Source organism: Halorubrum sp. Atlit-26R (assembly GCF_003666015.1).
In the GTDB taxonomy this organism is placed as follows: domain Archaea; phylum Halobacteriota; class Halobacteria; order Halobacteriales; family Haloferacaceae; genus Halorubrum.
Genome location: NZ_QPLT01000004.1, coordinates 204,510 through 229,151, shown reverse-complemented (window position 1 = coordinate 229,151; position 24,642 = coordinate 204,510). Strand labels below are relative to the sequence as shown.

Sequence of the window (24,642 nt, the reverse complement as noted above, 5' to 3'; positions counted from 1 at the left end):
GCGGCGTTCCGCTACTCGACGCCGAGCAGCGACGCAACGGTTCGCTCGACCGCCGCCGCGGCCGCCTCGACCTCGCGCACCCGCACGTACTCCCGCTCGGCGTGCGCGACGGCGCCAGACTCGTCGGCGAGGTCGCCCGGTCCGAACACCACCGTCGGCGCCGGCGCGAAGTAGGAGGCCTCCGTCGCGGCGCCGAACGGCCGGGCGTCACCGCCACGCTCGCCCGGGAGACCGACCGCGTCGCCCGCCTCGCGCGCCGCTGCCGCGACCGCTCGGACGAGTTCGTGGTCCGGGCCCGTCGCGAACGCCTCAAGGAACGGCGACTCGCGGTCGGTGAGCGTCACTGCGGTGTCGACGCGGCTGTGGTCGCCACCGTCGCCACCGTCGCCCGTGCCGCCCGCGCCGCCGGAGAGCGACTCACGCACCGCGTCGGCGAGCGACGACCGGAACCCCTCTGCGGTCTCCGGGGGGACGCTCCGCCGGTCGACGGTGATCGCGCAGTCCGCCGGCACCTGGTTCGTCGCCGCGCCGCCCTCGATGACCGTTGGCGTGAGCTTCGGCGGGCCGAGCTGCGGGTGGGCGTCGGCCCCGTCGTCGAACGTCCGGATCGCAGCGAGCGCGTCCTCCGCGGCCGCGACCGCGTTCGCACCCGCGAACTCCGCGGCGTGTGCGGCCGTCCCCGACAGCTCCACCGTCGCCTGAAACCGCCCCTTCGCGGCGGTACACGCGTCGAGACCGGTCGGCTCCCCGACGAGGTACAGGTCGCCGTCGAGCCGGTCGTCCGTCCCCGGAAGTCGCCCCGTCAGCGCCGCCGCGCCGAGCGAGAGTTCTTCCTCGTCGGGCGTGAGCGCGAGCGTGAGCCGACCGCGGTCGGGGTCGGCGGCGAGAAAGCCGTTTAAAAGCGCCGCGAGCGGCCCCTTCGCGTCGCAGGCGCCGCGCCCGCGGATCACCTCGTCCGGGTCGTCCCCGGCTCCCGTCGGAGCGCCGCGCTCGCCGTCGCGCGCCGGCCCGCGCTCGAACGGGACGTGCGGCGTCACCGTGTCGAGGTGGGTGTTCAACACGAGGTGCGGACCGGCGTCGGGCGCCGGCGAGCGCTTCTCCGCGACGACGCAGCCGTCGGCGACGACCGCGGGGTCGGCGCCTCGGTCGTCCAGCAGGTCGACGACGAACGTGCGCATCTCGTCGGGCGACTCGTGAGAAGGCATCTGAACCGCCTCTTCGAGGAACGAGACCGGATCGAATCCGGGGCCGCGGTCGGAGTCCGGGCCGGTTTCCTCGCTCATCGCGGGTCGGCGGGGAGCGTCCCCGAGAACTCGTGAGCGACGGGGCCGGTGAGGGTGGCGTGGCCGGCGTCGGGGACCTCGATCTCCAGTTCTCCGCCCGGCGGTCGGCTCACGGCCGACTCGCCCTCTATCAGTCCCAGTCGGCGGGCGGCCGCGACGACCGCGACAGCGCCGGTGCCGCAGGAGCGCGTCTCGCCCTCGACGCCGCGCTCGTAGGTGCGCTGGTCGAGGACCGCGGACCCGTCGCCCGAGCCGTCGTCGACGACCGCCGCGAGGTTCACGTTCGCGCCCTCGGGGAAGACGTCGGCGTGGCGGACCGGCGGCGCGACCGCGTCGAGGTCGACCGCGTCGATGCCGTCGGGGTCGCCGCGGCCGCCGTCGACGAACGCGACCGCGTGCGGGACGCCGGTGTTGACCGCGGTGACGGTCAGCCCCTCCACGGGTTCGTCGACCAGCGGCTCGTCGGCGAGGGCGCCCTCGCGGGCGACCGGGACGCGCCGGGGATCGAACGTCGGCTCGCCCATCTCGATGGTGGCCGCGGTCGCGTCCGCGGTCACGGTGGCGCGCCGGGTGCCGGCCTGCGTGTCGATCATGAACTCGCGGTCGCCAGTCCGGTCGTGGGCCCAGCCCGCGACGACGCGGGCGCCGTTACCGCACATCGTCGCCGTCGAGCCGTCCGGTTGGACCAGCGTCATCACGACGCGCGTCGGGTCGAACCGCTCCTCGACGCTGAGGAAGAGGACGCCGTCGGCGCCGCGCCGGCCGGCGCTCCCGTCGCGGTCCGCGGACGCGCCGCGCGCGTCGGCGTCAGCGCCGAATTCGCGGCCGTCGACGCCCGTCTCGCGGTCGCAGTAGGCGCGCGCGAACGCCGCGCGGTCGCCGACGTTCTCGGCGGCCGCGTCGACGACGAGGAAGTCGTTGCCCGTGCCGTGGTACTTCTCGACCGGAACGGCGTGGGTGCTCATCGGTCGCCCTCCGGTCGGTCGGTTCGGTCGCGGTCGGCCTCCCGTTCGACCGTCGTCAGGTCGCCGAGCGCCTCTCTGCGCCGGGCGATCGCCGCGGTTCCGTCGTCGAGCGCGACCTCCGCGGGCCGCGGTCGTGAGTTGTATTGGCTCGCCATCTCGTATCCGTACGCGCCCGCGACCCCGACCGCGAGGAGGTCCCCGCGGACCGGGTCGGCGAGCGCTCGGTTCTTACCCAGCGTATCGCCGGTCTCACAGATAGGTCCGGCGACCGTGACAGGGGTTGCCTCCCGCTCCGCGACCGGTGATCCTCCCGACGCCCCGCCGAGGTTGCGGATCGGGTGGTACGCGTCGTACATCGCCGGGCGGAAGAGGTCCGTCATCCCCGCGTCGACCCCGACGACCGTCTCGTCCGGCGTCGGCTTCACGGTGTTCACCCGCGTCAGGAGGACGCCCGCGTCCGCGACGACGTAGCGCCCGGGCTCGACCGCGAGGTCGACGCCCTCGGGGAGCGGCGCGACCGCCTCGCGGGTCGCCGCCGCGACCGCCGGGAGGTCGAGCGCCGGGGCGTCCTCCTCGTAGGGGACGCCGAACCCGCCGCCGACGTCGACGTATTCGAGGTCGAGGGGGGCGGCGCTCGCGGGGGCGTCGTCGTCGGCCGCGCCCGGGGCCGCGAGGTCGCGGGCCAGTTCGCCCATCCGGGCGACCAGTTCGCGGTGGCTGTCCAGTTGCTCCGGGTCGATCCCGGAGCCGGCGTGGGCGTGGATCCCGACCACGTCGAAGCGCTCGGCCGCCGCTCGGGCCGCCTCCGCGGCGCGGTCGTACGGGATCCCGAACTTCGCGGCACCGCCGGTGGTGACCTTCTCGTGGTGGCCCGCGCCGACGCCGGGGTTCACGCGGACGCAGACCCGGCCCTCGTAGCCGCGCTCCGCGAGGCGGTCGAGGGTGTCGGCCGCGCCGACGGTGACCGTGAGGTCGGGCTCCGCCTCGGCGACGCCGACGACGTAGTCGAGGTCGCGGGCGGGCGGGTTGACCGCGGTGTAGTGGAGCCGCGAGCCGTCGAAGCCGGCCGCGAGCGCGCGGTCGACCTCGCCCGCCGAGGCGCACTCGGCGTCGAGGCCGGCGTCGCGGACCGCCTCCAGGACGGCACGGCCGGTGTGGGCCTTGACGGCGTATCGCACGTCGGCGTGGGGGAACGCCGCGAGCAGGCGCTCGCAGTTCTCGCGGACGCGGTCGAGGTCCTGGACGTACAGCGGGGTCTCGTACTCGGCCGCGAGCCCGCGGAGGCGCTCGGCGTCCCAGTCGCTCACGCGCCGGACCGGCGGATTTTCTCGCGCGTCCGTTGCGCCCGACTCGGGACCGCTCATTCTCGGAGCGCGTCCTCTCGCTGCGTCGCTTCGAGGGTGTCCTCCTCGACGTGCGTCGCCACGACGGCGGGCTTGTACGCGCCGCCCTCGAAGAGCTCGTGGTCGCCGACCGACGACTCCACCATCCGCGTGAACGCGCGGCGCTCGGCCGGGAGGTGGCCGTAGATAACTTCCTCCTCGACGAGGTCGTAGACGGGGATGCGGGGCGTGAGCAGCGTGTTCTCGCCGACGATCGAGTTCTCGCCGACGCGGAACCCCGAGGTGACCCGGCAGCCCGCGCCGAGCGAGACGCCGTCCTCGATCACGACCGGCGCGTCCTCGACCGGTTCGAGGACGCCGCCGATCAGCGTGTTGGCGCCGAGCTTCACGTTCTCGCCGAGCTGCGCGCAGGAGCCGACGGTGTCACAGGAGTCGACGAGGGTGCCGTCGCCGACGTACGCGCCCATGTTGACGAACGAGGGGCTCATCATGATGCAGTCGCTGCCGAGGTACGCGCCGCGGCGGATCGCCGTGCCGTCCGGCGTGTTCCGCGTGCCGCGCTCGGCGAGGTCGGCGGTGTCGCGCAGCGGGAGCACGTCGTGGTAGGTGACGCCGCCGTACTCGCGCGGCTCGGTCTCGCGCAGGCCGAAGTTGAGCAAGATTCCCCGCTTGACCCACTCGTTCGCCTCCCACGAGGTGACGTCGTCGCCGGTCTTCTCGGCCGCGCGGACCTCGCCGGCCTCCAAGGCGGCGAGGAACTCGTCGACGACGGCCGCGTCCTCGTCGGTCGCGTCCGCGGCGGTCAGTCCGTCCTGATAGCGGTTCCACAGATCGGTTACGTCGGCTTCGAGGCTCATTAGGTGGTGTATGGATGAGTGGCGGTATTTATATATCGATGTTCGTATGTCCCACGGTCATTCGGCGCCCCCCGCGTCTAACACGTCGCCGAACCCGTACCAGCCCGGATCGCGGCCGGCGAGCCACGCGGCGGCGTCGAGCGCGCCCTCGGCGAACACCCCGCGGTCGCCCGCGCGGTGCGTCAGTTCGAGCGTCTCGCGGTTCCCCGCTAAGAGGACCTCGTGCTCGCCGGTCACGTCGCCCGCGCGGCGGGCGTGGACGCCGACCTCGCCGGGGCTCCGCGGGGCGTCGCCCTCGCGCCCGTGGACGCGCTCGTCGAGGTCCTCGCGGACGTCCGCCACGTCGTCGAGGATCGACTTCGCGGTGCCCGAGGGGGCGTCGCGCTTCGCGTTGTGGTGCGTCTCCGTCAGCTCCACGTCGTAGCCGGGCAGCGCCGCGGCGGCCTCGCGGACCGCCCGGCGCAGCGCGGCCACGCCCCGCGCGAAGTTCGACGCCTTGAGGACGGGCACCGCCTCGCTCGCGGCCCGGAGGGAATCGACCTGCGAGTCGGCGAACCCGGTCGTGCCGGTCACGAGGGGGACGCCCGCGTCGGCGCAGCTCTCGGCGTACGCGACCGCCGACGCCGGGCCGGTGAAGTCGACGACGACGTCCGGACCCTCGCTCGCGAGCAGCTCCGCGAACCGGTCGGCGTCGTCGACCGCGACGCCCGCGACCGGCCCGGTCTCGGTGCGGTTGACCGCGACCGCGACCGCGACGCCCTCGCGGTCGGCGGCCGCTTCGATCACCTCGCGGCCCATGCGACCGCCCGCGCCGGTGACGGCGATCGACAGCGATTCGTCGCTCATTCGGCGCCCTCCGGTGCCGCGAGATCGAGGGCCGTCGGATCGAGCGTTCCGGCCGCGCGCTCGCCGTACGCGGCCAGCAGCTCGCGGAGCGACTCGCGCCGCCTCTCGGAGAGCCGCGAGAGCGGGGAGCGGACGTGGGGACCGCCCCGACCGCGAATGTGCATCGCCTCCTTCACCGGGATGGGGTTCGTCTCGGCGAACAGCTCGCGGACGAGCGGCGACAGCTCGTGGTGGAGCGTCCGCGCGCGGTCGTAGTCGCCCGAGAGCGCGGCGCCGACCATCGCGCAGGTCCGCTCGGGCTCGACGTTGGCGACGACGCTGATCGTCCCCGCCCCGCCGATCGAAAGGACCGGGAGCGTGAGGCCGTCGTCGCCCGACAGCACCGCGAACGACTCCTCGCGGGTGCGCTCGATCACCTCGCTGATGAGGTTCAGGTCGCCGGAGGCGGCCTTGTACCCCCGGACGTTCGGGTGTTCTGCGAGCTCGACCGTGACGTCGACGGGGATCGACTGCCCCGTGCGGCTCGGCACGTTGTAGACGATCTGCGGCAGGTCGACCTCGTCGGCGATGGTCCGGTAGTGTTCGAGGAAGCCGGCGGGCTCGGGCTTGTTGTAGTACGGCGAGATGAGCAGCAGGCCGTCGGCGCCGGCGTCGGCCGCGCGTCGCGACAGCGACAGCGCCTCCGCGGTGTTGTTCGAGCCGGTGCCCGCGATGACGGGGATGTCGTCTACGGCGTCGCGGACCGTCTCGATCACCGCGACGTGTTCGTCGTGGCTCATCGTCGCCGACTCGCCGGTGGAGCCGACGGGGACGACGCCGTCGACGCCGGCGCCTTCGAGGTAGCGGGCGTTGTCGGCGAGCTGTTCGTGGTCGACCGCGCCGTCGTCGGTGAACGGCGTGGTCATCGCCGGGTAGACGCCCTCGAAGGGCGCGTCCGTCGTCTCTCGGTCCGTCTCGTCTCGCGTCGCGTAGGGTGTCGTGGTGGTCGTGTCTGTCATGGGTGCTGCGGTGGGTCCGGGTCGGTCAACGGATCGGTGCGCGCGAGTCGGGGGTCGTCCGGGACGGGGTCGCCACTCCCGCCGGCGGACGGTTCACGCGCGTTTTTTCGAGAAGAGCCGCGTCGCTGGCGCCGGCCGCGGACCGCGTGCGGACGCGGGTCGGGTCACACCGCCATATGGATCGGTCGCGCGCTTATAGATTGTGCCTCTGGTCGAAACTGCCGCGGCGCCCGGGCCGAGCGCCCCGGCCGGCGTCCGGTCACGCTCCGAGCAGGTCCGCCAGCTCGTGGAGCGTCTCGACCGTGACGGCCGGGTCGCCGCCGAACGGCTCCCACGGGGTCCCCTTCCGATCGACCCACGCGGCCTGCATCCCGGCGTGGCGCGCGCCCAGCACGTCGAACCAGCCGGCGGTGGCGTGGACCACCTCGTCGATCGGCGTCCCGGTCCGGGCCGCGCCGTGGCGGTAGAGCTCGGCCGCCGGCTTGAACGTCTCCACCTCGTCGGCGCTGATCGCGTCCTCGATCAGGTCGCCGATGTCGGCGTGGTCGACCATCGACGCGAGCATCTCGGGGTCGCCGTTCGAGAGGACGTAGCAGTCGTACCCCGCGTCGCGGAGCCGCCCGATCGCGTCGCGCACGTCGTCGAACACCTCCAGCTCGTGGTACACCGCGAGTATCTCGTCGCGCTCGGCGTCGGGGAGGTCGACGCCGTGCGCCGCCAGCGCGTGCGTCAGCGCGTCGCGGTTCATCTCGTAGAAGGGCTGGTACGCGTCGACCGCGTTCGCGACGAACGTGTACGCCAGCGACCGCGACCGCCAGAGCCGCGACACCGGCTCGGGGTCCGGGACCCGGTCCGCGAGCGCCGCCTCGGCGGCCTCCACGTCCACGAGCGTGCTGTACGAGTCGAACGTCACCGTCGAGACGCGGTCGGGATCGAACGCCATGCGCGAGGCCACAGCCGGCGGCGGGAAAAGCGGTCGGGCCGCCGGCAGGCTCCGGCGTGGTCGGAGCGTCGACGGACTCCGTCGCGGTCGTCGGGGCCGCGCGGCTCGCACATTTATACCGGCCGGACGACTCTGGGAGACGCATGAGCGACCCTGCCGACGACGCCCCCGACCCGACCGACGGCGATGAAGTCCCCGACCCGACCGCCGAGGACGCGCCGACCGCGCGCGACGAGGTCGACGCCGACACCGACGCCGCCCGCCACGAGTACGACCCGGACGCAGACCACGCGTTCCCCGACGATCGGCTCAACGAGGTGATGGCGCGGCTCACGTCGGACGAGGCGGTCGTCGCCTACCTCGAGGCGCAGAACGTCAACCCGGTCGACCGGAAGGGGTACAACGACCACGGCGCCAAACACGTCGAGATCGTCCGCGACCGCGCGCTCCGGCTGTACGACCTGCTCAAAGCCGGCGGCGTCGAGTTCAACGGCGCCCGCCAGCAGGGGCTCGACGAGGCCGACGAGCCGGTGATCGTCGCGCTGGCGGCGACGCTCCACGACATCGGCCACGTCGTCCACCGCCACGACCACCCGTACTACTCGATCCCGCTGGCCGCGGACCTGCTCGACGACCTCCTCCCCTCGTTCTACGGCGTGGCCGATCGAGTGCGAGTGAAGGCCGAGGTGCTCCACGCGATCTTATGTCACCACACGGAGGAACAGCCGCTCACGCTGGAGGCGGGCGTCGTCCGGATCGCCGACGGGCTCGACATGGAACGCGGGCGCTCGCGGGTCCCCTACGAGGAGGGCGGACGCGGGATCAACACCGTCTCGTCGCAGGCGATAGAGCGCGTCTCGCTCCGCGAGGGCGACGAGACGCCCGTTCAGGTCGTGATACGGATGAACAACGCCGCCGGCGTCTACCAGGTCGACTCCCTCCTGAAGGCGAAGATCGACGGGTCCCTGCTCGAAGACCGGATCCGGACCGTCGCGATCAACACCCACAGCGACGGGAAAGACGGGAACGGCTCGATCGTCGACCGGATCGAACTCTGAACGGTCGCGCCCGGACCCGAGCCTCTCGTCTCAGGGCCCGCGGAGCGTGTCGCCCGCCCCGTTCCGGTGGGTCGCCTCGTCGACGACGCTCGTCGCGGCGACGGTCGTCGTCTGCGCGAGGCGGTCTGGCGTGAGACCCCCGCACAGTTGGCTCCCTTCGGCGGTGCCGCCCCCCAGCACGGGCGCCGCCTCGAACCCGTTCGAGCGCGCGCCCGTCGCCGCGATCCCCGGCTGATTGACGACGAGGCGGCCGGGAGCGAGCCGCTCCGCGGCCCGCCGAGCGCGGCGCTGCTGGGTGGTGTGGACCGCCGCGGCGTGGGGGGAGCCGATCTCGGCGGCGAGCGCGGTCGCGGCGTCGAACCCGCTCCGCCCGTGGACCGCGACCGCGGGGATCCCGGACAGCGTCGCGAGGGGACCGTCGGCGCCGTCGGGCTCGGCGACGAGGAACGCCGCCTCGCGGGCCGCGCTCGGGAGGTCGAGCGCGGCCGCCAGCCACCGCGGCGAGTTCCCGCGCGGGTCCGCCTCGGCGTTTTCGCCCGCTTCGTCCTCGTCGAGGAGCGCCCGGAATCGATCGCGCTCGGCCGCGTCGAGGACGTACCCGCCTTCGGCTTCGAGCGCGGCGCACAGCTGGTCGACCGCCGGCGACACCGTGACGACCGCGGCGTCGCCCGCGGGGTGGGCGCCGAAGTCGTAGGTCGCCCCGACCGCGACCCGCGTCGCCACGGCCTCGGCCGGGACCGAGCCGTCGGCGACGGCGACCACGCCGTCCGCGGTGGTGGCGACGTTCGGCGTCCCGCAGCGCTGCCCCGCGGCGACCGTCGCCGCGGAGCCGGCCGCCACGACGAAGTCGGCCCGCTCGAACAGCGCGTCGGTCTCGGGCTTCGCCGCCGGCGCGGGCAGCATCGACACCGCGCCGGTCGGCGCGCCCGCGTCGGCGAGCGCGCGGCGGACGGTCTCGACGACGACGTCGCACGTCTCCACGGTCGACGGCGAGGGCGCGAACACGACCGCGTTCCGTGCGGCGAGCCCGTACAGCGAGAGGACCGCGGGGATCACGACCGGGTGCGTCGCGGGGACCGCCGCCCCGACGACGCCGGTCGGCCCGGCGACGGTCACCGTGCCCGCCGCCCCGTCGCGGTCGACCACGCCGGCGGTCGGGGCGTCCCGCACCGTCCGCCGGGCGGCGTCGAGCGCGGTCGCGATCTTCTCGGCCTTCGTTCCCGGGTGCCCCCGCCCGGTCTCGTTAGCCGCCGACCGCGCGAGGCGGCTGACCGTCTCCCTGTCGGCCAGCCGCTCGCCGACCGACCGCACGAGCCCGTCGACGTCCTCCGGGGCCCACGCCGCCAGTTCGTCCGCCGCCGTCCGCGCGCTCGCGACGGCCCGCGACGCGCGGCTCGGCAGGTCCGCAGCACTCGTCCCGGACCGGCCGTCCGTCGGTTCGCGGGCGGCGCCCTCCGTCTCGGAGTCGGTGTCCGCGCGGTCGTCGGCCGCGCCCGTCTCGTCCGTCGGCGTCGGCTCTGCGGACTCGGCCGCCCGCTCCGCGTCCGGTCCGGTCGATTCCGCCTCGTCGAGCCCGGTCGACGCGCCCGATTCGTCTCTCCCGCCCGTCGGATCCCCGTCCATGGAGCCGACTGCGTCGGTATCGCCCTTATTCTCACCCCGTGAAACACTGTGTCACCGCGCGCCGAAGCCGTCACCGAAGAAACAGTTATGTCGGTGGGGGCGGTGCGGGGGGACGTATGACGGAGCCGTCGGAACTCGTGGGCGTCGTCGAGCGTCGCCTCGACTTCCTCGAACGGCTCACCGCGGGACCGCTGCGCAAGCACGAGCTCGTGGACGCGCTCGGCCACTCCCGGTCGACGGTGAACCGCGCGATAGACGAGCTGGAGGCCGCGGGGCTCGTCGCCGGCGAGACGGACGGCTACCGGACGACGCTCTCCGGACGGCTGCTCGCGAGCGAGTACCGCGAGTTCCTGACGGTCGCCGACGACCTCGCGGCCGCGAGCGACGTGCTCGACCCGCTCGGCGCGGACGTCGACGTCGACCCCGCGATCCTCCGCGGGGCCGAGACGTACCGCGCCGCGGCCCCGGACCCCTACCGACCCTTAGAGGTCCTCGACGAGGCGCTCGCCGACGCGGACGCGGTCGCCGCCGCGCTGCCCGCGTTCCCCTACCCCCGACTCGCGGAGCGGCTCCGGCGCGCGGCCGCGGGGGGCGGGACCGTCGACCTGGCGCTGGCGGACCGGGCGTACCGGCACGCGGCCGACCGCTTCGCGGACGACCTCGGCGCCGTCGCGCGCCGGGACGGCTGCCGGGTCGCCGCGGTCGACGCCGTCGACGCGGGGGTCGTCGCGGCCGACGGGACCGCGCTGCTCCTCACCTTCGACGACGACGGGACGCTCCGCGGCGCGGCGGCGTCGACCGAACCGGAGGCGCTCGCGTGGGCGGAGACCGAGGTCCGCGACCTGATCGAGCGCGGCCGTGACGCGGACGAGGCGCTCGCGGCGATGGACCGTTCCGAGACGAAGCGCACGGGGGGCGACCGGGCCGAGGGCAAAGGTTCCGGCGGCCGGACCGGCGACGGCGACGGAGACGCCTCCGACCGAGCGGGGCGTGACGGCGGGGCGGACGGGAGGGGATCGAGCGCCGCGGGCGGGCTCTTCGGGCGGATCGGTTCGGGCGGCGGCGGTCGGAGCGCGCTCTCGGCGCAGGGGTTCCACGCTGTCGACGAGGAGCGGCTCTCCGGCGACCCGGACCCGTACGGACCGCTCCGGGCCACGGCGTCGTTCCCGGAGGTCGACGCGGGGTACGTCCTCGACAGGACGACGGTGTGCGGCGGGGACCGGCGTTCGATCGCCGGGCTCCTCGTCGACGGCCTCGCCGAGGGGACGGACCACGCGCTGGTCGGCCCGCCGGGCAGCGGGAAGAGCACCGTCTGCCGGAGCGTCGCGGTCGAGTGGCACCGGTCGGGACGCGGCCCGGTGACGTACCGACCGGGCGACGGCGGCGACCCGTTTTCGGCGACGGAGCGGCTCCGCGAGCGCGTCACCGGGGGCGACGGCCACCACCTCGTCGTCGTCGAGAACGTCGTCGACCCGGGGGCCGCGGCGGCGTTCGGCGTCGCCCGCGAGCTGGCCGACCGCGACGACGTGTCCTTCCTGTTCGACGCCCGCGAGGAGCCGTACGACGACCCCGACGGGCTCCCGCTGTCGCCCGCCGACCTCCGCTACCGCCGGGAGGTGACGACCGCGCGGATGCCGCGGCTCGACGGGCGCGAGGTGGAGCGGTTCGTCGACCACGTCGCCGACTGTACCGGGGCGGCGCCGGCGGCCGATCCGGCGGCGCTGCTCGACGACGTACGGCGCGCCGACGACGAGCGCGTCGGCGAACTGCTCGCGCTCGTCCACCGCCTCGTCCGCGCGACCGGCGACGGCGCGACCGGCAACGGGGAAGCGGGCGAGAGCGCCGGCGGCGCGTCGGGAACGGGGGCCGACGCGAGCGACGCGCCGGCCGGCCGCGACGACGCAGGCCCCGAGTCCGGACTGGAGGCGGCGGTCGCGGAGGCGGTCCGGGAGGTCCGGAACCGCCCGCCGCCGACCGCGGACGTCGCGGTGCTGGTGAACCTCCTCAACGTCGCCGGCGTGAGCGACGTCCGCACGCTCGCGTACGCGCTCGTCGACGGCCCGGACGGGAGCGCGGGATCGGAGACCGGGGCAGCGGGGACCGACGGCGAGGGGGCGGACCGCGACCCGTCGCCGACCGTCGACGGCGTTCGCCGCGCGCTCGACCGCCTCGTCGGGACGGCACTCGTTCGCTCGGGCGACGGGGAGTACCGCGCGGTCCACGACGAGTGGTCGGTGCTGTTCTTAGAGCGGCTCGTGGAGCGGGAACCGGCGCCGGTCGTCGCCAGGCGCGTGGGGAGAGCCGTCTCGCGCGTGCTCGCGCTCGCGGACGACCCCGCGAGCTGCTCTCGGATCCGCCGCGCCGTCGGCGGGGACGCGCCCACGGTCGATCGGATCGAGCGCGATCCGGGCGCGTGGGCGGCCGAGACGGTCCGTGCGGTGTACGGCGTCGGGCGCCGCTACCCCCGCCTCGCGCCGCTGTACGGGCGCGTGCGCTACGCATGGATCGACCTCCCGGACGCGTGCCCGGACGACCTGCGCGACCGGCCGCCGGAGTGGGTGGCGCGGATGTACGTCGAGGCCGGCGACCTCGACGGCGCGACGGCGGCGCTGGACGCGTGGCGGCCGGTCGACGAGGCCGGCGACGCCGAGCGACAGCGCGGATACGGCGACGTGGCACGGCGGCGCGGCGAGTACGACGCGGCGCGTGAGCGGTACGAGCGGGCCGAGGAGCTGTTCGCGGCCGCGGGCGATCGCGGCGGCCTCGTGGCGGCGGTCCGGGGACGGGCGCAGGCGGCGCACTTCGACGGCGACTACGAGATCGCCTACGAGGCGGCCTCGCGGGCGTACGCCATCGCCGCGAGGGCGGGCGACCCGATCGCGAAGGCGAAGGCGCTGATGGACGTCGGGAACGCGCTCGACGGGCTCGACGGGACGGACGCCGTCCTCGACCACTACCGGGTCGCCGGCGACTTGTTCCGCGCGTACGACGACACCCACGGAGCGGCGAACGTGCGCGCGAACCAGGCGGTCGCGTTGCGGCGCCGGGGCGACCTCGACGCGGCCGAGCGGACGGCGCGGCGCGCGCTCGACGGCTACCGCACGGTCGGCGACGAACACCGCGAGGCCATCTCGCTTTTGAACCTCTCGGCGGTCGCGGAGCAGCGCGGCGCGGTCGGCGAGGCGATCGCTCGCGCGGCGGAGGCGCGGACCATCGCCGAGCGGATCGGCTCGGACATGTACGAGGCGTTCGCGCTGAGCCACCTCGGCAGCGCGGCTCACCTCGCCGGCGACCTCGACCGGGCGGAGCGGTTCCTCACGGACGCGCTTGACGGTCTCGACCGCCTCGGCGCCGACACGCGGTGCGCGATGGTGACCGCGATCCTCGGTGAGGTGGCGGTCGACCGCGGCGATCTGCCCGAGGCGGGGCGTCGGATCGAGCGGACCGCGTCGCTGCTCGACGATCACGCCGGGCGGAAGCGCCTCGCCGAACTGGATCGGATCCGGGGACGACTGGCGCTCGCCCGCGGCGACGCCGAGGCTGCGGCGGCGGCGCTGACGGACGCGGTCGACGCCGCGAGGGCGGGCGGGTTCACACAGGTCGAGGCGCAGGCGCTCGCGTCGCTGGGCGCCGCTGCGGCCGAGCGCGGCGACGCCCTCGCGGCGGCCGAGCGGCTGACCGCGGCCCTCGATCTGGGCCGCCGGATCGAGGACGCGTGGGCGACCGCTTCGGCGGCCGACCGGCTCGCCGACCTGCTCTCGGGGAGTGCCGCCGGGGCGGAGCCGATCGACAGCGAGGCCCTGACCGAGGCCCTTCTGGGAACCCCGCCGGAAGCGGTCCCGGCGGAGTCGGCCGCGGATTCGGCGGCGTACCGCGAGATCGCGGACCGCTGGCGCGTCGACGGCGACGGCGTCGCCGCGGCGTACCCCGCGCTCGGCTGAGCGACGAGTCGCGAGCGCCCGGGAGCGCCGCGAGGAGGCATCGCCGCCGGACGGTGTCGCAATCGCTTTGGGCGCGCGCGGAGAACCGCGGCCATGACCGACGCCGACACGCTCGCGGACCTGCGGACCGCCGCCGACTACCAGTTCGGGGCCGGCGCGGGCGAGGCCCTATTCCCGCCGGACGCCCCGCTCACCGTGCGCCGGTCGAGCGGCGGCCGCCCGCGGCAAGTGATCGACGGCGACGTCGACGACACCCCCGGTAGCAGCGAGGGGGACCGGCTCGTCTCGTACGGCACCGACGGCCGGTTCACGCTCGGGCTGGCGGGCGGGAAGCGGATCGCCGAGGCGTTCGCCGAGCCGCGACACAGGATGGTCGTCGGCGAGGAGAGCGAGCCGTTCGTGCGCGAGGGGCGCAACGCGTTCGCGAAGTTCGTCACCGCGGCCGACGACGGGATCCGCCCGGGCGACGAGGTCCTCGTCGTCGACGAGGGCGGAGCGATTTTCGGGGTCGGCCGCGCCGAGCTCTCCGGCGCGGAGGCCGAGGCGCTCGGCTCCGGCGTCGCCGTGAAGACGCGCGATGGGAACCCCGCGGACAGCGAATAGCGAATTTCTCTGCGGTGGCGCGTGCCTGCGAGCGGCCGCCACCGGCGGCCGCGAGACAGCACCGCGCGAGGGAGTCAGTCGCCGGAGCGAAGCGGAGGCGACTGACGAGGCTGGGGAGGCGTGAGGCTGCGGTGCTGTGCGGTCGGGCGGGACTCGAAGGGGCAGCCGCGAGGCGGGCAGAGGCGACGCAAGCACCGCAGGAGCGAGTGAAACGAGCGACGAGGAGCGCAGCGAGCGTCTGCCCGCCTCGCGGCTGGGGCTTCGGGGGAGTTCGTGACGACTGGTGGTTTACAACCAACATCGTCGTACAGCTGAGCGGCTGGGGCTTCGGTGGTGTTCGTGGCGATCGGTGGTTTATAAACGATATCGTCGTACAGCCGAGCGGCTGGGGCTTCGGGGGAGTTCGTGACGATTGGTGGTTTACAACCAACATCGTCGTACAGCCTCGCGGCTGGGACTTCGGTGGTGTTCGTGGCGATCGGTGGTTTATAAACGATATCGTCGTACAGCCGAGCGGCTGGGGCTTCGGGGGAGTTCGTGGCGATCAGTAGTTTATAAGATCCTGTCAAAATCCTCAGCAAGTGACATATTTTGGCCTCATTGCGGTCTGTATAGGTGAAGCACAGGCCGTTCAGTACACGCTTCTCACAGTATTCTCCCAACTACTGTACCAGCCGCAGTACAAACTGCTATGAGCAATGCCATCTTCACAGATATCCGATCGGTGAAAAGGCTAAGAGAAAGGCCGAAGATGGCAGACGCGACAAAGCTGTAGGCGATAGTTGCTGACAGAGAGAGGGCCATAGTGTTTACTAAACTGACCATATCATGAATATCCTATGGTCAATAAGCAGCTCTCATCGACCGGCTGTTTCAGTCGATAATATGTCCGAAGGATAGGATTTCAACAGCGCCGTTTATAAATAATATTGTCGTACAGCCTCGCGGCTGGGACTTCGACGGTGTTCACCGCCGATCAGCAGTTTATAAAGAAGAACTCGGACGTCCGAACCGACTTATAAGATCCCTGCGAGCCCCAGCGCCTCGATCAGCGGGACGCCGGCGGCGAGCGAGCCGATCAGGTAGCCGCCGATCGCGCCGCCGTTTAAAAGCGGCAGGCCCGCGTGCGGCCGGCCCTGAATCACCCAGCGCATGAGCACGAGCAGCCCCGCGAGCGTTCCGACCATCGCGAGCAGCGCGGGGAGGTTGACGCCGAGCAGCGGGACCGCGAGGTCGGCCGCCGGCGAGAACGTCGCCGCGCTCGCGATCAGCACCGTCGGGATGACGGCGTCGCCGAGGCCGATGAAGAAGGCGTCGCGGTCGCCGGGCTCGGCGGGTTCGGGGGCGACACTCTCCCCGTCGTCGATGTCGGCGTCGGAACCGCTGTCGGGCTCCCCGTCCGTCTCCGCCTCCCCGTCCGTCTCCGCCTCCTCGCCCACCCCTGATGCCTCCTCGCTGGCCGACTCGCCGTCGAGCAGCGAGTACGACAGCGACAGCGGGATCACCAGCACGACGGGGATGTTCAGGTCCATCACGCCCTCCGCGAGCGACAGCATGTGTTCGGTGCCGTAGACGGAGATCGCGTCGTAGACGGCGAGGACGGCGAGCAGGATCAGCGCGGGCAGCAGGCCGAAGGAGATGCCGAACAGCCCGGCGGCGCCCGCGCCCATCAACACCCCGGCGGTGTCGATCACGTACCATTCGGGGTAGAGGAGCAGGCCGACCGCGACCGCGATCGCGGGGACGGCGGCCGCGAGCGGCGAGACGAGCGCGGAGAACACGTACCACGAGAGCCACGCCGAGGTGCCGACGATCAGCAGGCGGATCGCCCAGTCGAAGTCGTACCGGAACGCCGCGAGCATCACGCCGGTCATCGCGACGATCGCGACGACGTACAGCACGCTGTTCGCGGGGTTGTCCGGGTTCTCGACCGCCTGATAGCCGCTCTCGGCGAACTCGGGGACCAGCGCCAGCGCGCCGATCTGAACGACGAGGAACAGCCCGACGACGAAGGCGACGCCGCGGTACTCGCGGGGAAACATTCGACCGTCGGTTCGTCGGCCGCGGGTTTCGTCCTTGCGCTTCGGCCCCGCGCTCCGGGTTGCGCCCCGGCCCCGCGCTCCGATGGCCGCCGCTGTCCGGTGAAGCGAGACACGTACAGAAAGGGGTTCGGGCTCGGTGTGGGAGCGGGTGGACCCGAACCCAAGCCGACGGACGACGGACGGTGGAAGCGAGTGGCCGACCGGCCCGCCCGGAACGGGATGGGGCCGGTCGGATTCGTCCGCGGCGTTTACTCCTCCTCCGAGCGACGTAAGAACCTACCGACCGAGTTATCAGAAGAGATACTCACGCTGCGGAGGGACGGAACCTGACGGGACGGGGGCGACGCTGGACGTCGAAGGAACGAGGGAAAGGGGTGGGAAGGGGAGGCGAGCGAAAGGCGAAGCGGCGGCGAGAGGCGGACGGGCGGCGGCCGGACAGCGGACCCCCGGGCTGTCGTCGGCCACGCCGCCCAGTGGTCGGGACGGGCGCGCGGATCGATTAACGCCGAATTCCAACGAGAAAAGCGTCGGTCTTCGGCAAGAGATGGTACGTTCCTCACGCGTATAAATGTGTGAGATCCGGATCTGTGGGATCCGGGCGTCGTGCGACCCGGCCACCCGAGACCCGGCCGCGTGAGACCCGGCGTCGCTCGGCGGCACTCGCGGACGCGCTCACCGGCGGTCGCGGAGCGCGGGGAACTCCTCGCGGACCGCTGCGACCCGATCAGGGTCCACCGTCGCGGTGACGACGCCCGGCTCGTCGCCGACCGACGCGAGCGCGGTGCCCCACGGGTCGTACACCGCGCTCCGGCCGCAGAGCGCGTCGTCGCCGAACCGGCCGCTCCCGTTGACCGCGGCGACGTACGTCAGGTTCTCGATCGCCCGCGCGCGACCGAGCGTCCGCCAGTGTTCGATCCGCGGGTAGGGCCACGCGCTCGGCACCAGCACGCACTCGACGCCCGCGTCGACCATCGCGCGGAACTGCTCCGGGAAGCGGAGGTCGTAGCAGGTCGTCACGCCGACCGTGACGCCGCCGAGCTCGACGACGGGCGTCCGCTCGCCGGGCACCATCCGGTCCGTCTCCTCGGAGCCGTACCCGAAGAGGTGTCGCTTCCGGTAGACGAGGCGGCGCTCGCCGTCGGCGTCGAACAGCACCGCGGCGTTGGCGAGCCCGGACTCCGCCGGCACGTCGAGCCCGTCGGCCGCCGACGCCGACAGATCCTCGACGACGGTCCCCGCCAGCACCGCCACGTCGTGGTCGTCGGCCGCGGCCGCGAACCGGGCGAGCCGGTCGCCGGCGATGCTCTCCGCGGCGCGGCCGTACGCGTCGAACGCGAAGTAGCCCACGTCGAACAGCTCGGGGAGGACGACGAGGTCCGCGCCGTCGGCCGCGGCCGCCCGGACGCGGTCGAGCGCCCGGTCGACGTTCCCCTCGACGTCGCCGCCCTCGACCGCCAGCTGGACGCCGGCGAGCCTCATGCGGGCGAGGCCAGCGAGGCGCGGAGCGCCGCCTCCAAGTTGTCCAGTTCGGCGTCGAAGTTCCGCTTGAAGAAGGACTCGACGCCGGGGAGCTTCCCGTCGACGACGAACTCGTTGGCGAGCCGGCAGCCGCCGTCGTCGGTCTCCGTGATCTCGTGTTCGCCCGTGACGCGGAACGCCCGCGACTTCCCGACGAACTTCACTCGGTTCGGGGGGTCGCGCTCGACCTCCTCCGTCTCGACGTCAATCGTCGAGCGGATCATCGGTATCGGGAGCGCGACGTGCCAGGTCGCGCTCCCGTCGTCGTGGATATCGAAGGAGTCGACAACGCTGATGGCGCCCGCGCGCTGCTCCGCGTCCGAGATGAACGCCCACACGTCGGCCGGCGGCGCGTCGAACTCGAACGTCCGGGAGACTCGAACGGTCATACGATCCCGTTTGGGGCGACGGGGGTTAAAAATGCGCGTCGACGGAGTCGGGTTCGGGGAACGCGGCGACGAATCCGCGGAACGCGGCGAGCGCGTCGGGAGGCGACCGCGACCCTATTTCTCAGCCGTCCGGCGTCACGCGCCAGGTGGTCGACTTGGCGCGGCCCCACTTCTCGATGTCGACGTCGTCCGACTTCTCGGCGAGCCGGGGGAGCCGAGACCCCACCTGCTTCGCGGTGAGGCCGATCGCGTCGGCGATCGTCTTCGAGCGAACGTACCGCTCGCCACGGGTGATGCTGTCCGTGAGGTACGCGAGGATCCGCTGTTCCTCCTCGGTGTACTCGCTCATTACCGGACTTACGCGTCTGACGTTCTTAACGGTTTCTCGTCTCTTCGACCGGTCGGCCGTCTCGCGGCGCGGATCGGTCGCTCAGTCGAACAGCTGGACCGCGCCGACGGCGAGCGTCGCGAAGACGAACGCGCCCGCGAACCCCCACGCCTTCCCGAGCTGTCCCGGGTACGCTAGCATCACCACGGCGCCGACGACCGCGATGGCGCCGAGCGCGAGCGCGACGCCGACCTCCTTGTCCGATTCGATGGAACCCTCGCTCATACGAACCGCTTCGCGGGGGACCACTTAGTTCATGCGAACCGCGCGACACGGGCCGGGGAGGGACCCCCGCGACAGCCGGGGCGGACGCCCGCGACGACCGGGGCGCGGGCGACGCGTCGCGATCAGATTATCTCGACGTGGTCCGACGCCTCGTTGAGCGCGAGGTTCGCCGCGATCTCGGCGTTCCGCATGGCGTACTCCGCGGTGTGCTGGAGGCTGACGAGCACCTCGCGCGTCATCAGCAGCGTCTCGTTGTCGAGGTCGTCCGGCAGCTCGGCGAGGATCTCCTGTTCGCGGTCCTCCAGCCGCGAGAACAGGTCCCGGCACTCGACGGTGAGGTCGTAGTCGCGCTCGACGACGGCCCGGACCGCGAGCGCGGTCAGCTCGTCCACCTGATCGGTGAACTCGCGGATCTGCCGCATCGTCGCGCTGTCGACGTCGAGGGTGTGCCCGTCGGCCTCCATCACGATCTCGGCGATGTCCTCGGCGTTGTCGGCGGTGAGTTCGAGGTTCTTCGCGACGGAGCGGTAGCCGATAAGCGGGAAGCCCTCTTCGAGGCCCACCGCGCGCGCGAGGTTCGGGTTCTGGTAGGCGGTGAAGATGAGCCGGAGGAGGAGGACGAAGATCTTGTTCGCCTGCCGCTCGCGGTTGAGCGCGCGCTGCGCGAGGTCGGGGTTGCCGTGCGCGAGCGCCTTCACGCCCTCGCCCCGCATCGTCGAGCCGGTGTTCTCCAAGCGTTCGAGCAGGTTGTCGAGGGTGAAATCCTCGGGGTCGACCGAACAGCGGATCGAGATGTCCTCCGGGGTCTCCTCGATGACGCCGAGCCCCATCAGCTGGGTCTCCGCCTTGTACACCGCGTTGATGTGCTCGCTGTCGAGCGTCCCCTCGCTGCGGACGTGGATCACGCGCCGCCCCAGCACGTACTGCGCGACGATCGCGCGTTCGAGCGAGCGCGCGTCGAGCCCGTCGGCGTTGATAACCGCCTCCGACTCCTCGGTGCTCACCGACTCGGGGAGCACCGTGAGCGTTCCCTTGCCGCCCATCCGCAGCGACACCTCGTCGCCCTTGTTCACGCCGTGTTCCTGTGCCCACTCGGCCGGGAGGGTCATCGCCAGCGTCGACGGCCCCAACCGCTGGACCTTCCGCGTTTCCATGCGCTACCGTACCGCGGGATAGACCTTAACCTTGTTCCCATGTTCATTATACGCTTTGTTCAATATACAAGGGATACCGCCGAGGAGGCGTCGCAGGCGGGGGCGGACGGCCTCGCGGCTGCGGGGGCGGACGGCGTCGCAGGCGGGGGCGGGCGTCGGGATCGGACCGCGACGGAGCCGGACGTCGTCGAGATCCGACCGCGGCGGAGCCGAATCGCGGCGAGCGATCCGCGCCCGTCGATCCGCGCGCTTATGTCGGTCAGGCGGGAAGTAGCGGTATGACCGAGCGGGTACTCGTCGTCGACGACTCCTCCTTCCAGCGGACCGTCGTCCGCGACGCGCTGGCGGAGCGGTTCGAGGTCGTCGACGAGGCGGAGAACGGCGCGGAGGCGGTCGATCTCTTCGAGGCGTACGAGCCCGACGCGGTGTCGATGGACGTCGTGATGCCGGAGATGACCGGGATCGAGGCGACCGCCGAGATCAAGGAACGCTGGCCGGACGCGGTGATCGTGATGTGTACGAGCGTCGACCAGCAGGAGAAGATGATGGAGGCGGTGAAGGCGGGCGCCGACGGGTACGTGACCAAGCCCGTCGACGCCGACGAGTTGGTCGGCGAGTTCGAGAGCCACCTCGGGTGAGCAGCCCCTTTAAATAACTTCCAGTGGTCAGGCGGGATCGAACGACCGCAGGATCGACGCGAGCGCGCTCGCCAGCTCCTCGAAGCGGTCCATCTCCATCGAGTCGGTGGTCACCCACACGCCGTGGTCGTTGGCGATGACGCGCGTGAGGTAGCCGTTCTCGAAGACGCGGACCGTGAACCGGTAGTCGCCGAGCTGCGTGTCCGCGTACATCGTCTGCGCGTGGAACCCGTGCCGCTCGTTCTCGGCGAACCCGACCAGGTCGGCGGTCCGGCTCAGGTCGCTGCGGAGGTACAGCTGTTCGACGTCCTCCTCCGTGAAGTACGTGAGGCTCCGTAGCTCGTCGCCCGTCGCCGTGCGGGCCGCGCTCAGTAGTTCGTCGGCGCGTTCGTCCGGTGGGTGAGACATACGACCACGATCAATGCTCACATACATGAGCGTGTGGGTGGCCGTAGCGTCGGCCGGCGACCGGGAGGGACAGAGTTTACCGACTCCCCCGTGATCGCTCGCCTGATGAGCGACCACGACGACGTCTGCGTCCTGTTGCCGACGATGAACGAGGCCGAGACGGTCGCACGCGTCGTCACGGACTTCCGCGAAGCCGGCTTCGAGGAGGTCCTGGTGATCGACGGCGGCTCGACCGACGAGACGCGGTCGATCGCCCGCGAGGCCGGCGCGCGCGTCGTCGAGCAGTCGGGCCGCGGGAAGGGACAGGCGGTCAGGGAGGCCGTCCGGGACCACGTCGCGGCGCCGTACGTGCTGATGGCGGACGCCGACGCGACGTACGACGCCGACGACGCGGCGGCGATGCTCGACCCCCTCTTCGACGGCGAGGCCGACCACGTCATCGGCAACCGGTTCGCGGACATGCGCCCGGGCGCGATGACCCGGCTCAATCGGATCGGGAACCGCCTGATCAACCTCGCGTTCCGGGCGATCCACCGCGAGGGCTACCGCGACATCCTCTCGGGGTACCGCGCGTTCACCCGCGAGTCGTTCCTGCGGCTCCACCTCACCGCGGACGGGTTCGGGATCGAGACGGAGATGGCCGTCGAGTGCGTGAAGAACCGCGTCTCGGTCGCCGTGGTCCCGATCACGTACCGAGAGCGACCCGGCGGCTCCGCGACGAACCTCCACCCGATCCGGGACGGCGGCGTGATCTTCCTGGAGCTGTACCGGAAGGCGAAGACGAACAACCCGCTGTTCTACTTCGGGAGCGCCGGCGCGGCGGCGACCGCGGCGGGGCTCGGAATGGGGGCGTTCGTGCTTTACCGGTACCTCGCGTTCGGCATCAGCCACCAGGTCATCGCCGTCGGCGCGGTCGGCGCGACGATCCTCGGGATCCAGCTGCTCGTGTTCGGGTTCCTCGCGGACATGATACACTCCCTCCATCGCGAGCAGATCGCGCGGTACGAGCGGGCGATCGGCGGTGAAACAGCCGAGGGACCGTCGGTCGCCGACGGTGACGGTCCGGCGATCGAGGCCGACGAGAACGCCGAGGCGGGCCGCCCGACCCGGACTCCCCGCTCCGAACCCGACGACGCCGCCGGTCGGGACGGTCGCGGCGACTGACAGGCGCTCCCGCGACGGGTCGGGAACGGCTGGCACCGCACCGTTATCTCCGGAAACCGTCCGGTAAGCGTCGGCTACCCGTGCGCGAGGCGAGAGCAGTCACTCGAGTTAAATCTCGCTCCTCCGCCCGCATCAAACTCTCCGATACGCGATGAAATATGCGTCGGTGGTCCGGTTTCCCTTCGAATCAGCCGATTATCAAAACGGATGTGAGATGATCGTCCCCGACAACTGTTCCGAAGTCTGAAGTTTTTTGTACATCCACTCGTACTACATGATGTGCCACGGCGAAACATTGAAGATCGTGATGATCCCCGACACGTCGGTCGGCGACAATGGCTCTCCGCGCTCGGCCTCGCCGGCGCGGTAACGCTCGCCGGCTGTTCCGGAAACGGCGGCGGCGGGTCGGACGGCTCCGACGGTAGCGGCAACAGCTCGGACGGCGGGTCCGGCTCGGACGAACTCAGTCAAGAGGAGATATACGCGACGGCCGCGGCGTCCTCATTCTCGACGCTCAACCCGATATACAACGACGAGAACGGCGCCGGGAACGCGATCGCCCGCGCCCTCGACCTGGGTTACACGTTCGACGAGGAGAACGAGTACGTTCCGCTCCTCTACGACATGTCCACCGAGGACGGCGAGGTGTGGACGTTCGAGGTGCGCGAGGGGATCGAGTTCAGCGACCCGTACGGCGAGGTGACCGCGAGCGACTTCGTCTACCTCATCCAAGAGGTCCACCAGAGCAGCTGGGCGAGTTCGGTCGCGTCGGCGAGTTGGGACGGTGTCACGGTCGAAGAGACCGGTGAGTACGAGTTCCAGGCCACGCTGAACACGCCGCAGCTCCTCTGGCCCGAGAGCTACGACCCGCAGCTGTACCCGATCCCCCAGGGCCTCCTCGAACCGTACGTCGAAGAAGAGGACACAGAGGGGCTCCGACAGGACGAGGAGCTGCTCGAGCTCCAGTTCTCGGGGAACCTCGGTCCGTACGTCCTCGACGAGTGGCAGCGGGACGGCGGGACTCGGTACAGCCGGAACGACGACTACTACCTCCAGGACGCGGACGATCTTCCGGACGTGTTCGACGAGGCGCCGTACTTCGAGGAGGCCGAAATCCGCGTGATCGGCGAGCAGGCCTCGCGGCTCGGTGCGCTCGAAACGGGAGAGGTCGACACGGCGGCGATCCCGCCGAACCAGGTCGAAGCGTATCAGAACAACGACGAGATCTACGTCAACCAGATCCCGCAGCCGTACAACGAGAAGATCTCGGTCAACATGCGGGACAACGGGTGGACGACCGGGCCGGGGAACATGTTCCGGCACGTGCCGTTCCGGCAGGCGATGGCCTCCGCAATCGACAAGCAGGGGCTGATCCAGGGCGTGTTCCGCGACTTCGCCGAGACGCACTTCACGTGGCAGCCGCGGTTCAGCAACTTCTACCCGCCGGAGGAGGACATCCCGCAGTTCGGCGTCGGAGACAGTTACGGCAGCGAGGTCGCTCGCGGCTTGGCCGAGGACGCGTTCGAGATGTCCGAGTACGACTACCGGTTCGACGGGGAGACGATGGTCGGTCCCGACGGGAACCAGGTCCAGCTCAGTCTCTACCACAGCGCCGGGCAGAACACCGAGCAGCTGATGGCCGACTTCATCGCACAGGAGCTCGGTGAGAACCTCGGTATCGACGTGTCCGTCGAGGCGATCGACGGTACCCGGTTCAACAACGAGTACTGGACCCAGACCGACTTCCCCACTCCGGAGACGAACGAGGAGGGAGAGGTCACCAACGTGCCGGAGGAGCTCGTCGACACGGTGAACGGCGAGGAAGTGGAGTGGACCCAGCCCGCCGCGACCAACCCCGGCCCGCGCAACGTTACGTCCAACGAGTCGTGGGACATGGAGGTCGTGTTCGGCCTGAACACGTACCCGCGGAATCCGCTCGCCAACAGCGTCTTCTTCGAGGGCGCGAACCCGCTGTACAACCCCGTCGGCTACTACCCGGGCTTCGACGCGGAACAGCTGTTCCAGAACGCGCGGCAGGCGACTTCCCAGGAGGAGCTGGCGGACGCGCTCATCGAACTGTTCGCCAACCTCGCAGAGGAGCAGCCGTACATCATGCTCACGTTCCCCGACAGCACGGTCGGGTACCGTGAGGGGCTCGAAGGTCCCATCGAGAACTTCTCCAACGGCTGGAACCTCCCGGCGTGGAGATACGGGGAATAGGCCGACCCGCCCTCACCACACGTTCTCCACGATATC

21 protein-coding genes are annotated in these 24,642 nt (G+C 71.7%); 6 read left to right on the top strand and 15 right to left on the bottom strand.

Annotated features, from left to right (window positions below):
- Positions 1–11: 11 nt before the first annotated feature.
- The 7 genes from DVK07_RS06890 to DVK07_RS06860 form a co-directional block, all read right to left on the bottom strand.
- Positions 12–1,283 carry a M20/M25/M40 family metallo-hydrolase gene (locus tag DVK07_RS06890; protein WP_121596364.1) on the bottom strand — a complete coding sequence of 424 codons (1,272 nt, stop codon included), beginning with the start codon at positions 1,281–1,283 and terminating at the stop codon, positions 12–14.
- Positions 1,280–2,248, bottom strand: a complete 969-nt coding sequence (gene dapF / locus DVK07_RS06885) for a diaminopimelate epimerase (RefSeq protein ID WP_121596363.1) — start codon at positions 2,246–2,248, stop codon at positions 1,280–1,282. The genes DVK07_RS06890 and dapF overlap by 4 nt, the downstream gene beginning before the upstream one ends.
- A complete protein-coding gene (gene lysA, locus DVK07_RS06880; protein WP_121596362.1) occupies positions 2,245–3,612 on the bottom strand; it encodes a diaminopimelate decarboxylase in 1,368 nt (455 codons plus the stop codon). Before lysA ends, dapF begins: the two co-directional genes overlap by 4 nt.
- Entirely contained in the window at positions 3,609–4,448 is an 840-nt protein-coding gene (locus DVK07_RS06875) for a 2,3,4,5-tetrahydropyridine-2,6-dicarboxylate N-succinyltransferase (RefSeq protein ID WP_121596361.1), read from the bottom strand. The genes lysA and DVK07_RS06875 overlap by 4 nt, the downstream gene beginning before the upstream one ends.
- A gap of 57 nt (positions 4,449–4,505) precedes the next feature.
- The gene (dapB, locus tag DVK07_RS06870) at positions 4,506–5,294 is read right to left on the bottom strand and encodes a 4-hydroxy-tetrahydrodipicolinate reductase (RefSeq protein WP_121596360.1); all 789 of its coding nucleotides are present in this window, start codon (positions 5,292–5,294) and stop codon (positions 4,506–4,508) included.
- The gene (gene dapA / locus DVK07_RS06865; RefSeq protein WP_121596359.1) at positions 5,291–6,292 is read right to left on the bottom strand and encodes a 4-hydroxy-tetrahydrodipicolinate synthase; all 1,002 of its coding nucleotides are present in this window, start codon (positions 6,290–6,292) and stop codon (positions 5,291–5,293) included. The genes dapB and dapA overlap by 4 nt, the downstream gene beginning before the upstream one ends.
- Positions 6,293–6,551: 259 nt before the next feature.
- Complete coding sequence (locus tag DVK07_RS06860; protein WP_121596358.1) at positions 6,552–7,235, bottom strand: haloacid dehalogenase type II; 684 nt, start codon at positions 7,233–7,235, stop codon at positions 6,552–6,554.
- A gap of 143 nt (positions 7,236–7,378) precedes the next feature.
- Here DVK07_RS06860 and DVK07_RS06855 point away from each other — a divergent pair, with 143 nt between their 5' ends.
- Entirely contained in the window at positions 7,379–8,293 is a 915-nt protein-coding gene (locus DVK07_RS06855; protein WP_121596357.1) for an HD domain-containing protein, read from the top strand.
- A gap of 30 nt (positions 8,294–8,323) precedes the next feature.
- Here the strand turns inward: DVK07_RS06855 and DVK07_RS06850 are convergent, their stop codons facing one another.
- The gene (locus DVK07_RS06850; protein WP_121596356.1) at positions 8,324–9,916 is read right to left on the bottom strand and encodes an aldehyde dehydrogenase family protein; all 1,593 of its coding nucleotides are present in this window, start codon (positions 9,914–9,916) and stop codon (positions 8,324–8,326) included.
- Between the two features lie 116 nt (positions 9,917–10,032).
- Here DVK07_RS06850 and DVK07_RS06845 point away from each other — a divergent pair, with 116 nt between their 5' ends.
- Positions 10,033–13,857 carry a MarR family transcriptional regulator gene (locus DVK07_RS06845; protein ID WP_121596355.1) on the top strand — a complete coding sequence of 1,275 codons (3,825 nt, stop codon included), beginning with the start codon at positions 10,033–10,035 and terminating at the stop codon, positions 13,855–13,857.
- A 93-nt stretch (positions 13,858–13,950) separates the two neighbouring features.
- The gene (locus tag DVK07_RS06840; RefSeq protein ID WP_121596354.1) at positions 13,951–14,460 is read left to right on the top strand and encodes a PUA domain-containing protein; all 510 of its coding nucleotides are present in this window, start codon (positions 13,951–13,953) and stop codon (positions 14,458–14,460) included.
- A 1,016-nt stretch (positions 14,461–15,476) separates the two neighbouring features.
- On the opposite strand, the gene DVK07_RS06835 is transcribed toward DVK07_RS06840, so the two are convergent.
- The 6 genes from DVK07_RS06835 to DVK07_RS06810 all read right to left on the bottom strand — a co-directional run bounded on the left by DVK07_RS06835 (position 15,477) and on the right by DVK07_RS06810 (position 20,176).
- The gene (locus DVK07_RS06835) at positions 15,477–16,502 is read right to left on the bottom strand and encodes a presenilin family intramembrane aspartyl protease PSH (RefSeq protein WP_121596353.1); all 1,026 of its coding nucleotides are present in this window, start codon (positions 16,500–16,502) and stop codon (positions 15,477–15,479) included.
- Positions 16,503–17,174: 672 nt separating this feature from the next.
- Positions 17,175–17,981, bottom strand: a complete 807-nt coding sequence (locus tag DVK07_RS06830) for a nitrilase-related carbon-nitrogen hydrolase (RefSeq protein ID WP_121596352.1) — start codon at positions 17,979–17,981, stop codon at positions 17,175–17,177.
- The gene (locus DVK07_RS06825; RefSeq protein ID WP_121596351.1) at positions 17,978–18,409 is read right to left on the bottom strand and encodes a CoxG family protein; all 432 of its coding nucleotides are present in this window, start codon (positions 18,407–18,409) and stop codon (positions 17,978–17,980) included. Before DVK07_RS06825 ends, DVK07_RS06830 begins: the two co-directional genes overlap by 4 nt.
- A 121-nt stretch (positions 18,410–18,530) precedes the next feature.
- On the bottom strand, positions 18,531–18,758 hold the full coding sequence (locus DVK07_RS06820) for a hypothetical protein (protein WP_121596350.1): 228 nt from the start codon (positions 18,756–18,758) through the stop codon (positions 18,531–18,533).
- 81 nt (positions 18,759–18,839) lie between these two features.
- Entirely contained in the window at positions 18,840–19,022 is a 183-nt protein-coding gene (locus tag DVK07_RS06815; RefSeq protein WP_004598401.1) for a hypothetical protein, read from the bottom strand.
- A gap of 122 nt (positions 19,023–19,144) precedes the next feature.
- Positions 19,145–20,176 carry a phosphate uptake regulator PhoU gene (locus DVK07_RS06810; protein WP_017342631.1) on the bottom strand — a complete coding sequence of 344 codons (1,032 nt, stop codon included), beginning with the start codon at positions 20,174–20,176 and terminating at the stop codon, positions 19,145–19,147.
- 278 nt (positions 20,177–20,454) lie between these two features.
- Between DVK07_RS06810 and DVK07_RS06800 the strand changes: the two genes are divergently transcribed.
- The gene (locus tag DVK07_RS06800) at positions 20,455–20,814 is read left to right on the top strand and encodes a response regulator (RefSeq protein ID WP_121596348.1); all 360 of its coding nucleotides are present in this window, start codon (positions 20,455–20,457) and stop codon (positions 20,812–20,814) included.
- 27 nt (positions 20,815–20,841) lie between these two features.
- On the opposite strand, the gene DVK07_RS06795 is transcribed toward DVK07_RS06800, so the two are convergent.
- Complete coding sequence (locus tag DVK07_RS06795; RefSeq protein WP_121596347.1) at positions 20,842–21,222, bottom strand: hypothetical protein; 381 nt, start codon at positions 21,220–21,222, stop codon at positions 20,842–20,844.
- Positions 21,223–21,327: 105 nt separating this feature from the next.
- On the opposite strand from DVK07_RS06795, the gene aglJ reads away from it, so the two are divergent.
- Positions 21,328–22,386 carry an S-layer glycoprotein N-glycosyltransferase AglJ gene (gene aglJ / locus DVK07_RS06790; RefSeq protein WP_121596346.1) on the top strand — a complete coding sequence of 353 codons (1,059 nt, stop codon included), beginning with the start codon at positions 21,328–21,330 and terminating at the stop codon, positions 22,384–22,386.
- A gap of 279 nt (positions 22,387–22,665) precedes the next feature.
- Complete coding sequence (locus tag DVK07_RS06785) at positions 22,666–24,606, top strand: ABC transporter substrate-binding protein (RefSeq protein WP_121596345.1); 1,941 nt, start codon at positions 22,666–22,668, stop codon at positions 24,604–24,606.
- Positions 24,607–24,642: the final 36 nt, after the last annotated feature.

What these genes read in the sequence shown, in the direction of transcription:
- DVK07_RS06890 (WP_121596364.1), bottom strand. Translation starts at nt 1,283, where the DNA reads ATGAGCGAGGAAACCGGCCCGGACTCCGACCGCGGCCCCGGATTCGAT.
- dapF (WP_121596363.1), bottom strand. Translation starts at nt 2,248, where the DNA reads ATGAGCACCCACGCCGTTCCGGTCGAGAAGTACCACGGCACGGGCAAC.
- lysA (WP_121596362.1), bottom strand. Translation starts at nt 3,612, where the DNA reads ATGAGCGGTCCCGAGTCGGGCGCAACGGACGCGCGAGAAAATCCGCCG.
- DVK07_RS06875 (WP_121596361.1), bottom strand. Translation starts at nt 4,448, where the DNA reads ATGAGCCTCGAAGCCGACGTAACCGATCTGTGGAACCGCTATCAGGAC.
- dapB (WP_121596360.1), bottom strand. Translation starts at nt 5,294, where the DNA reads ATGAGCGACGAATCGCTGTCGATCGCCGTCACCGGCGCGGGCGGTCGC.
- dapA (WP_121596359.1), bottom strand. Translation starts at nt 6,292, where the DNA reads ATGACAGACACGACCACCACGACACCCTACGCGACGCGAGACGAGACG.
- DVK07_RS06860 (WP_121596358.1), bottom strand. Translation starts at nt 7,235, where the DNA reads ATGGCGTTCGATCCCGACCGCGTCTCGACGGTGACGTTCGACTCGTAC.
- DVK07_RS06855 (WP_121596357.1), top strand. Translation starts at nt 7,379, where the DNA reads ATGAGCGACCCTGCCGACGACGCCCCCGACCCGACCGACGGCGATGAA.
- DVK07_RS06850 (WP_121596356.1), bottom strand. Translation starts at nt 9,916, where the DNA reads ATGGACGGGGATCCGACGGGCGGGAGAGACGAATCGGGCGCGTCGACC.
- DVK07_RS06845 (WP_121596355.1), top strand. Translation starts at nt 10,033, where the DNA reads ATGACGGAGCCGTCGGAACTCGTGGGCGTCGTCGAGCGTCGCCTCGAC.
- DVK07_RS06840 (WP_121596354.1), top strand. Translation starts at nt 13,951, where the DNA reads ATGACCGACGCCGACACGCTCGCGGACCTGCGGACCGCCGCCGACTAC.
- DVK07_RS06835 (WP_121596353.1), bottom strand. Translation starts at nt 16,502, where the DNA reads ATGTTTCCCCGCGAGTACCGCGGCGTCGCCTTCGTCGTCGGGCTGTTC.
- DVK07_RS06830 (WP_121596352.1), bottom strand. Translation starts at nt 17,981, where the DNA reads ATGAGGCTCGCCGGCGTCCAGCTGGCGGTCGAGGGCGGCGACGTCGAG.
- DVK07_RS06825 (WP_121596351.1), bottom strand. Translation starts at nt 18,409, where the DNA reads ATGACCGTTCGAGTCTCCCGGACGTTCGAGTTCGACGCGCCGCCGGCC.
- DVK07_RS06820 (WP_121596350.1), bottom strand. Translation starts at nt 18,758, where the DNA reads ATGAGCGAGTACACCGAGGAGGAACAGCGGATCCTCGCGTACCTCACG.
- DVK07_RS06815 (WP_004598401.1), bottom strand. Translation starts at nt 19,022, where the DNA reads ATGAGCGAGGGTTCCATCGAATCGGACAAGGAGGTCGGCGTCGCGCTC.
- DVK07_RS06810 (WP_017342631.1), bottom strand. Translation starts at nt 20,176, where the DNA reads ATGGAAACGCGGAAGGTCCAGCGGTTGGGGCCGTCGACGCTGGCGATG.
- DVK07_RS06800 (WP_121596348.1), top strand. Translation starts at nt 20,455, where the DNA reads ATGACCGAGCGGGTACTCGTCGTCGACGACTCCTCCTTCCAGCGGACC.
- DVK07_RS06795 (WP_121596347.1), bottom strand. Translation starts at nt 21,222, where the DNA reads ATGTCTCACCCACCGGACGAACGCGCCGACGAACTACTGAGCGCGGCC.
- aglJ (WP_121596346.1), top strand. Translation starts at nt 21,328, where the DNA reads ATGAGCGACCACGACGACGTCTGCGTCCTGTTGCCGACGATGAACGAG.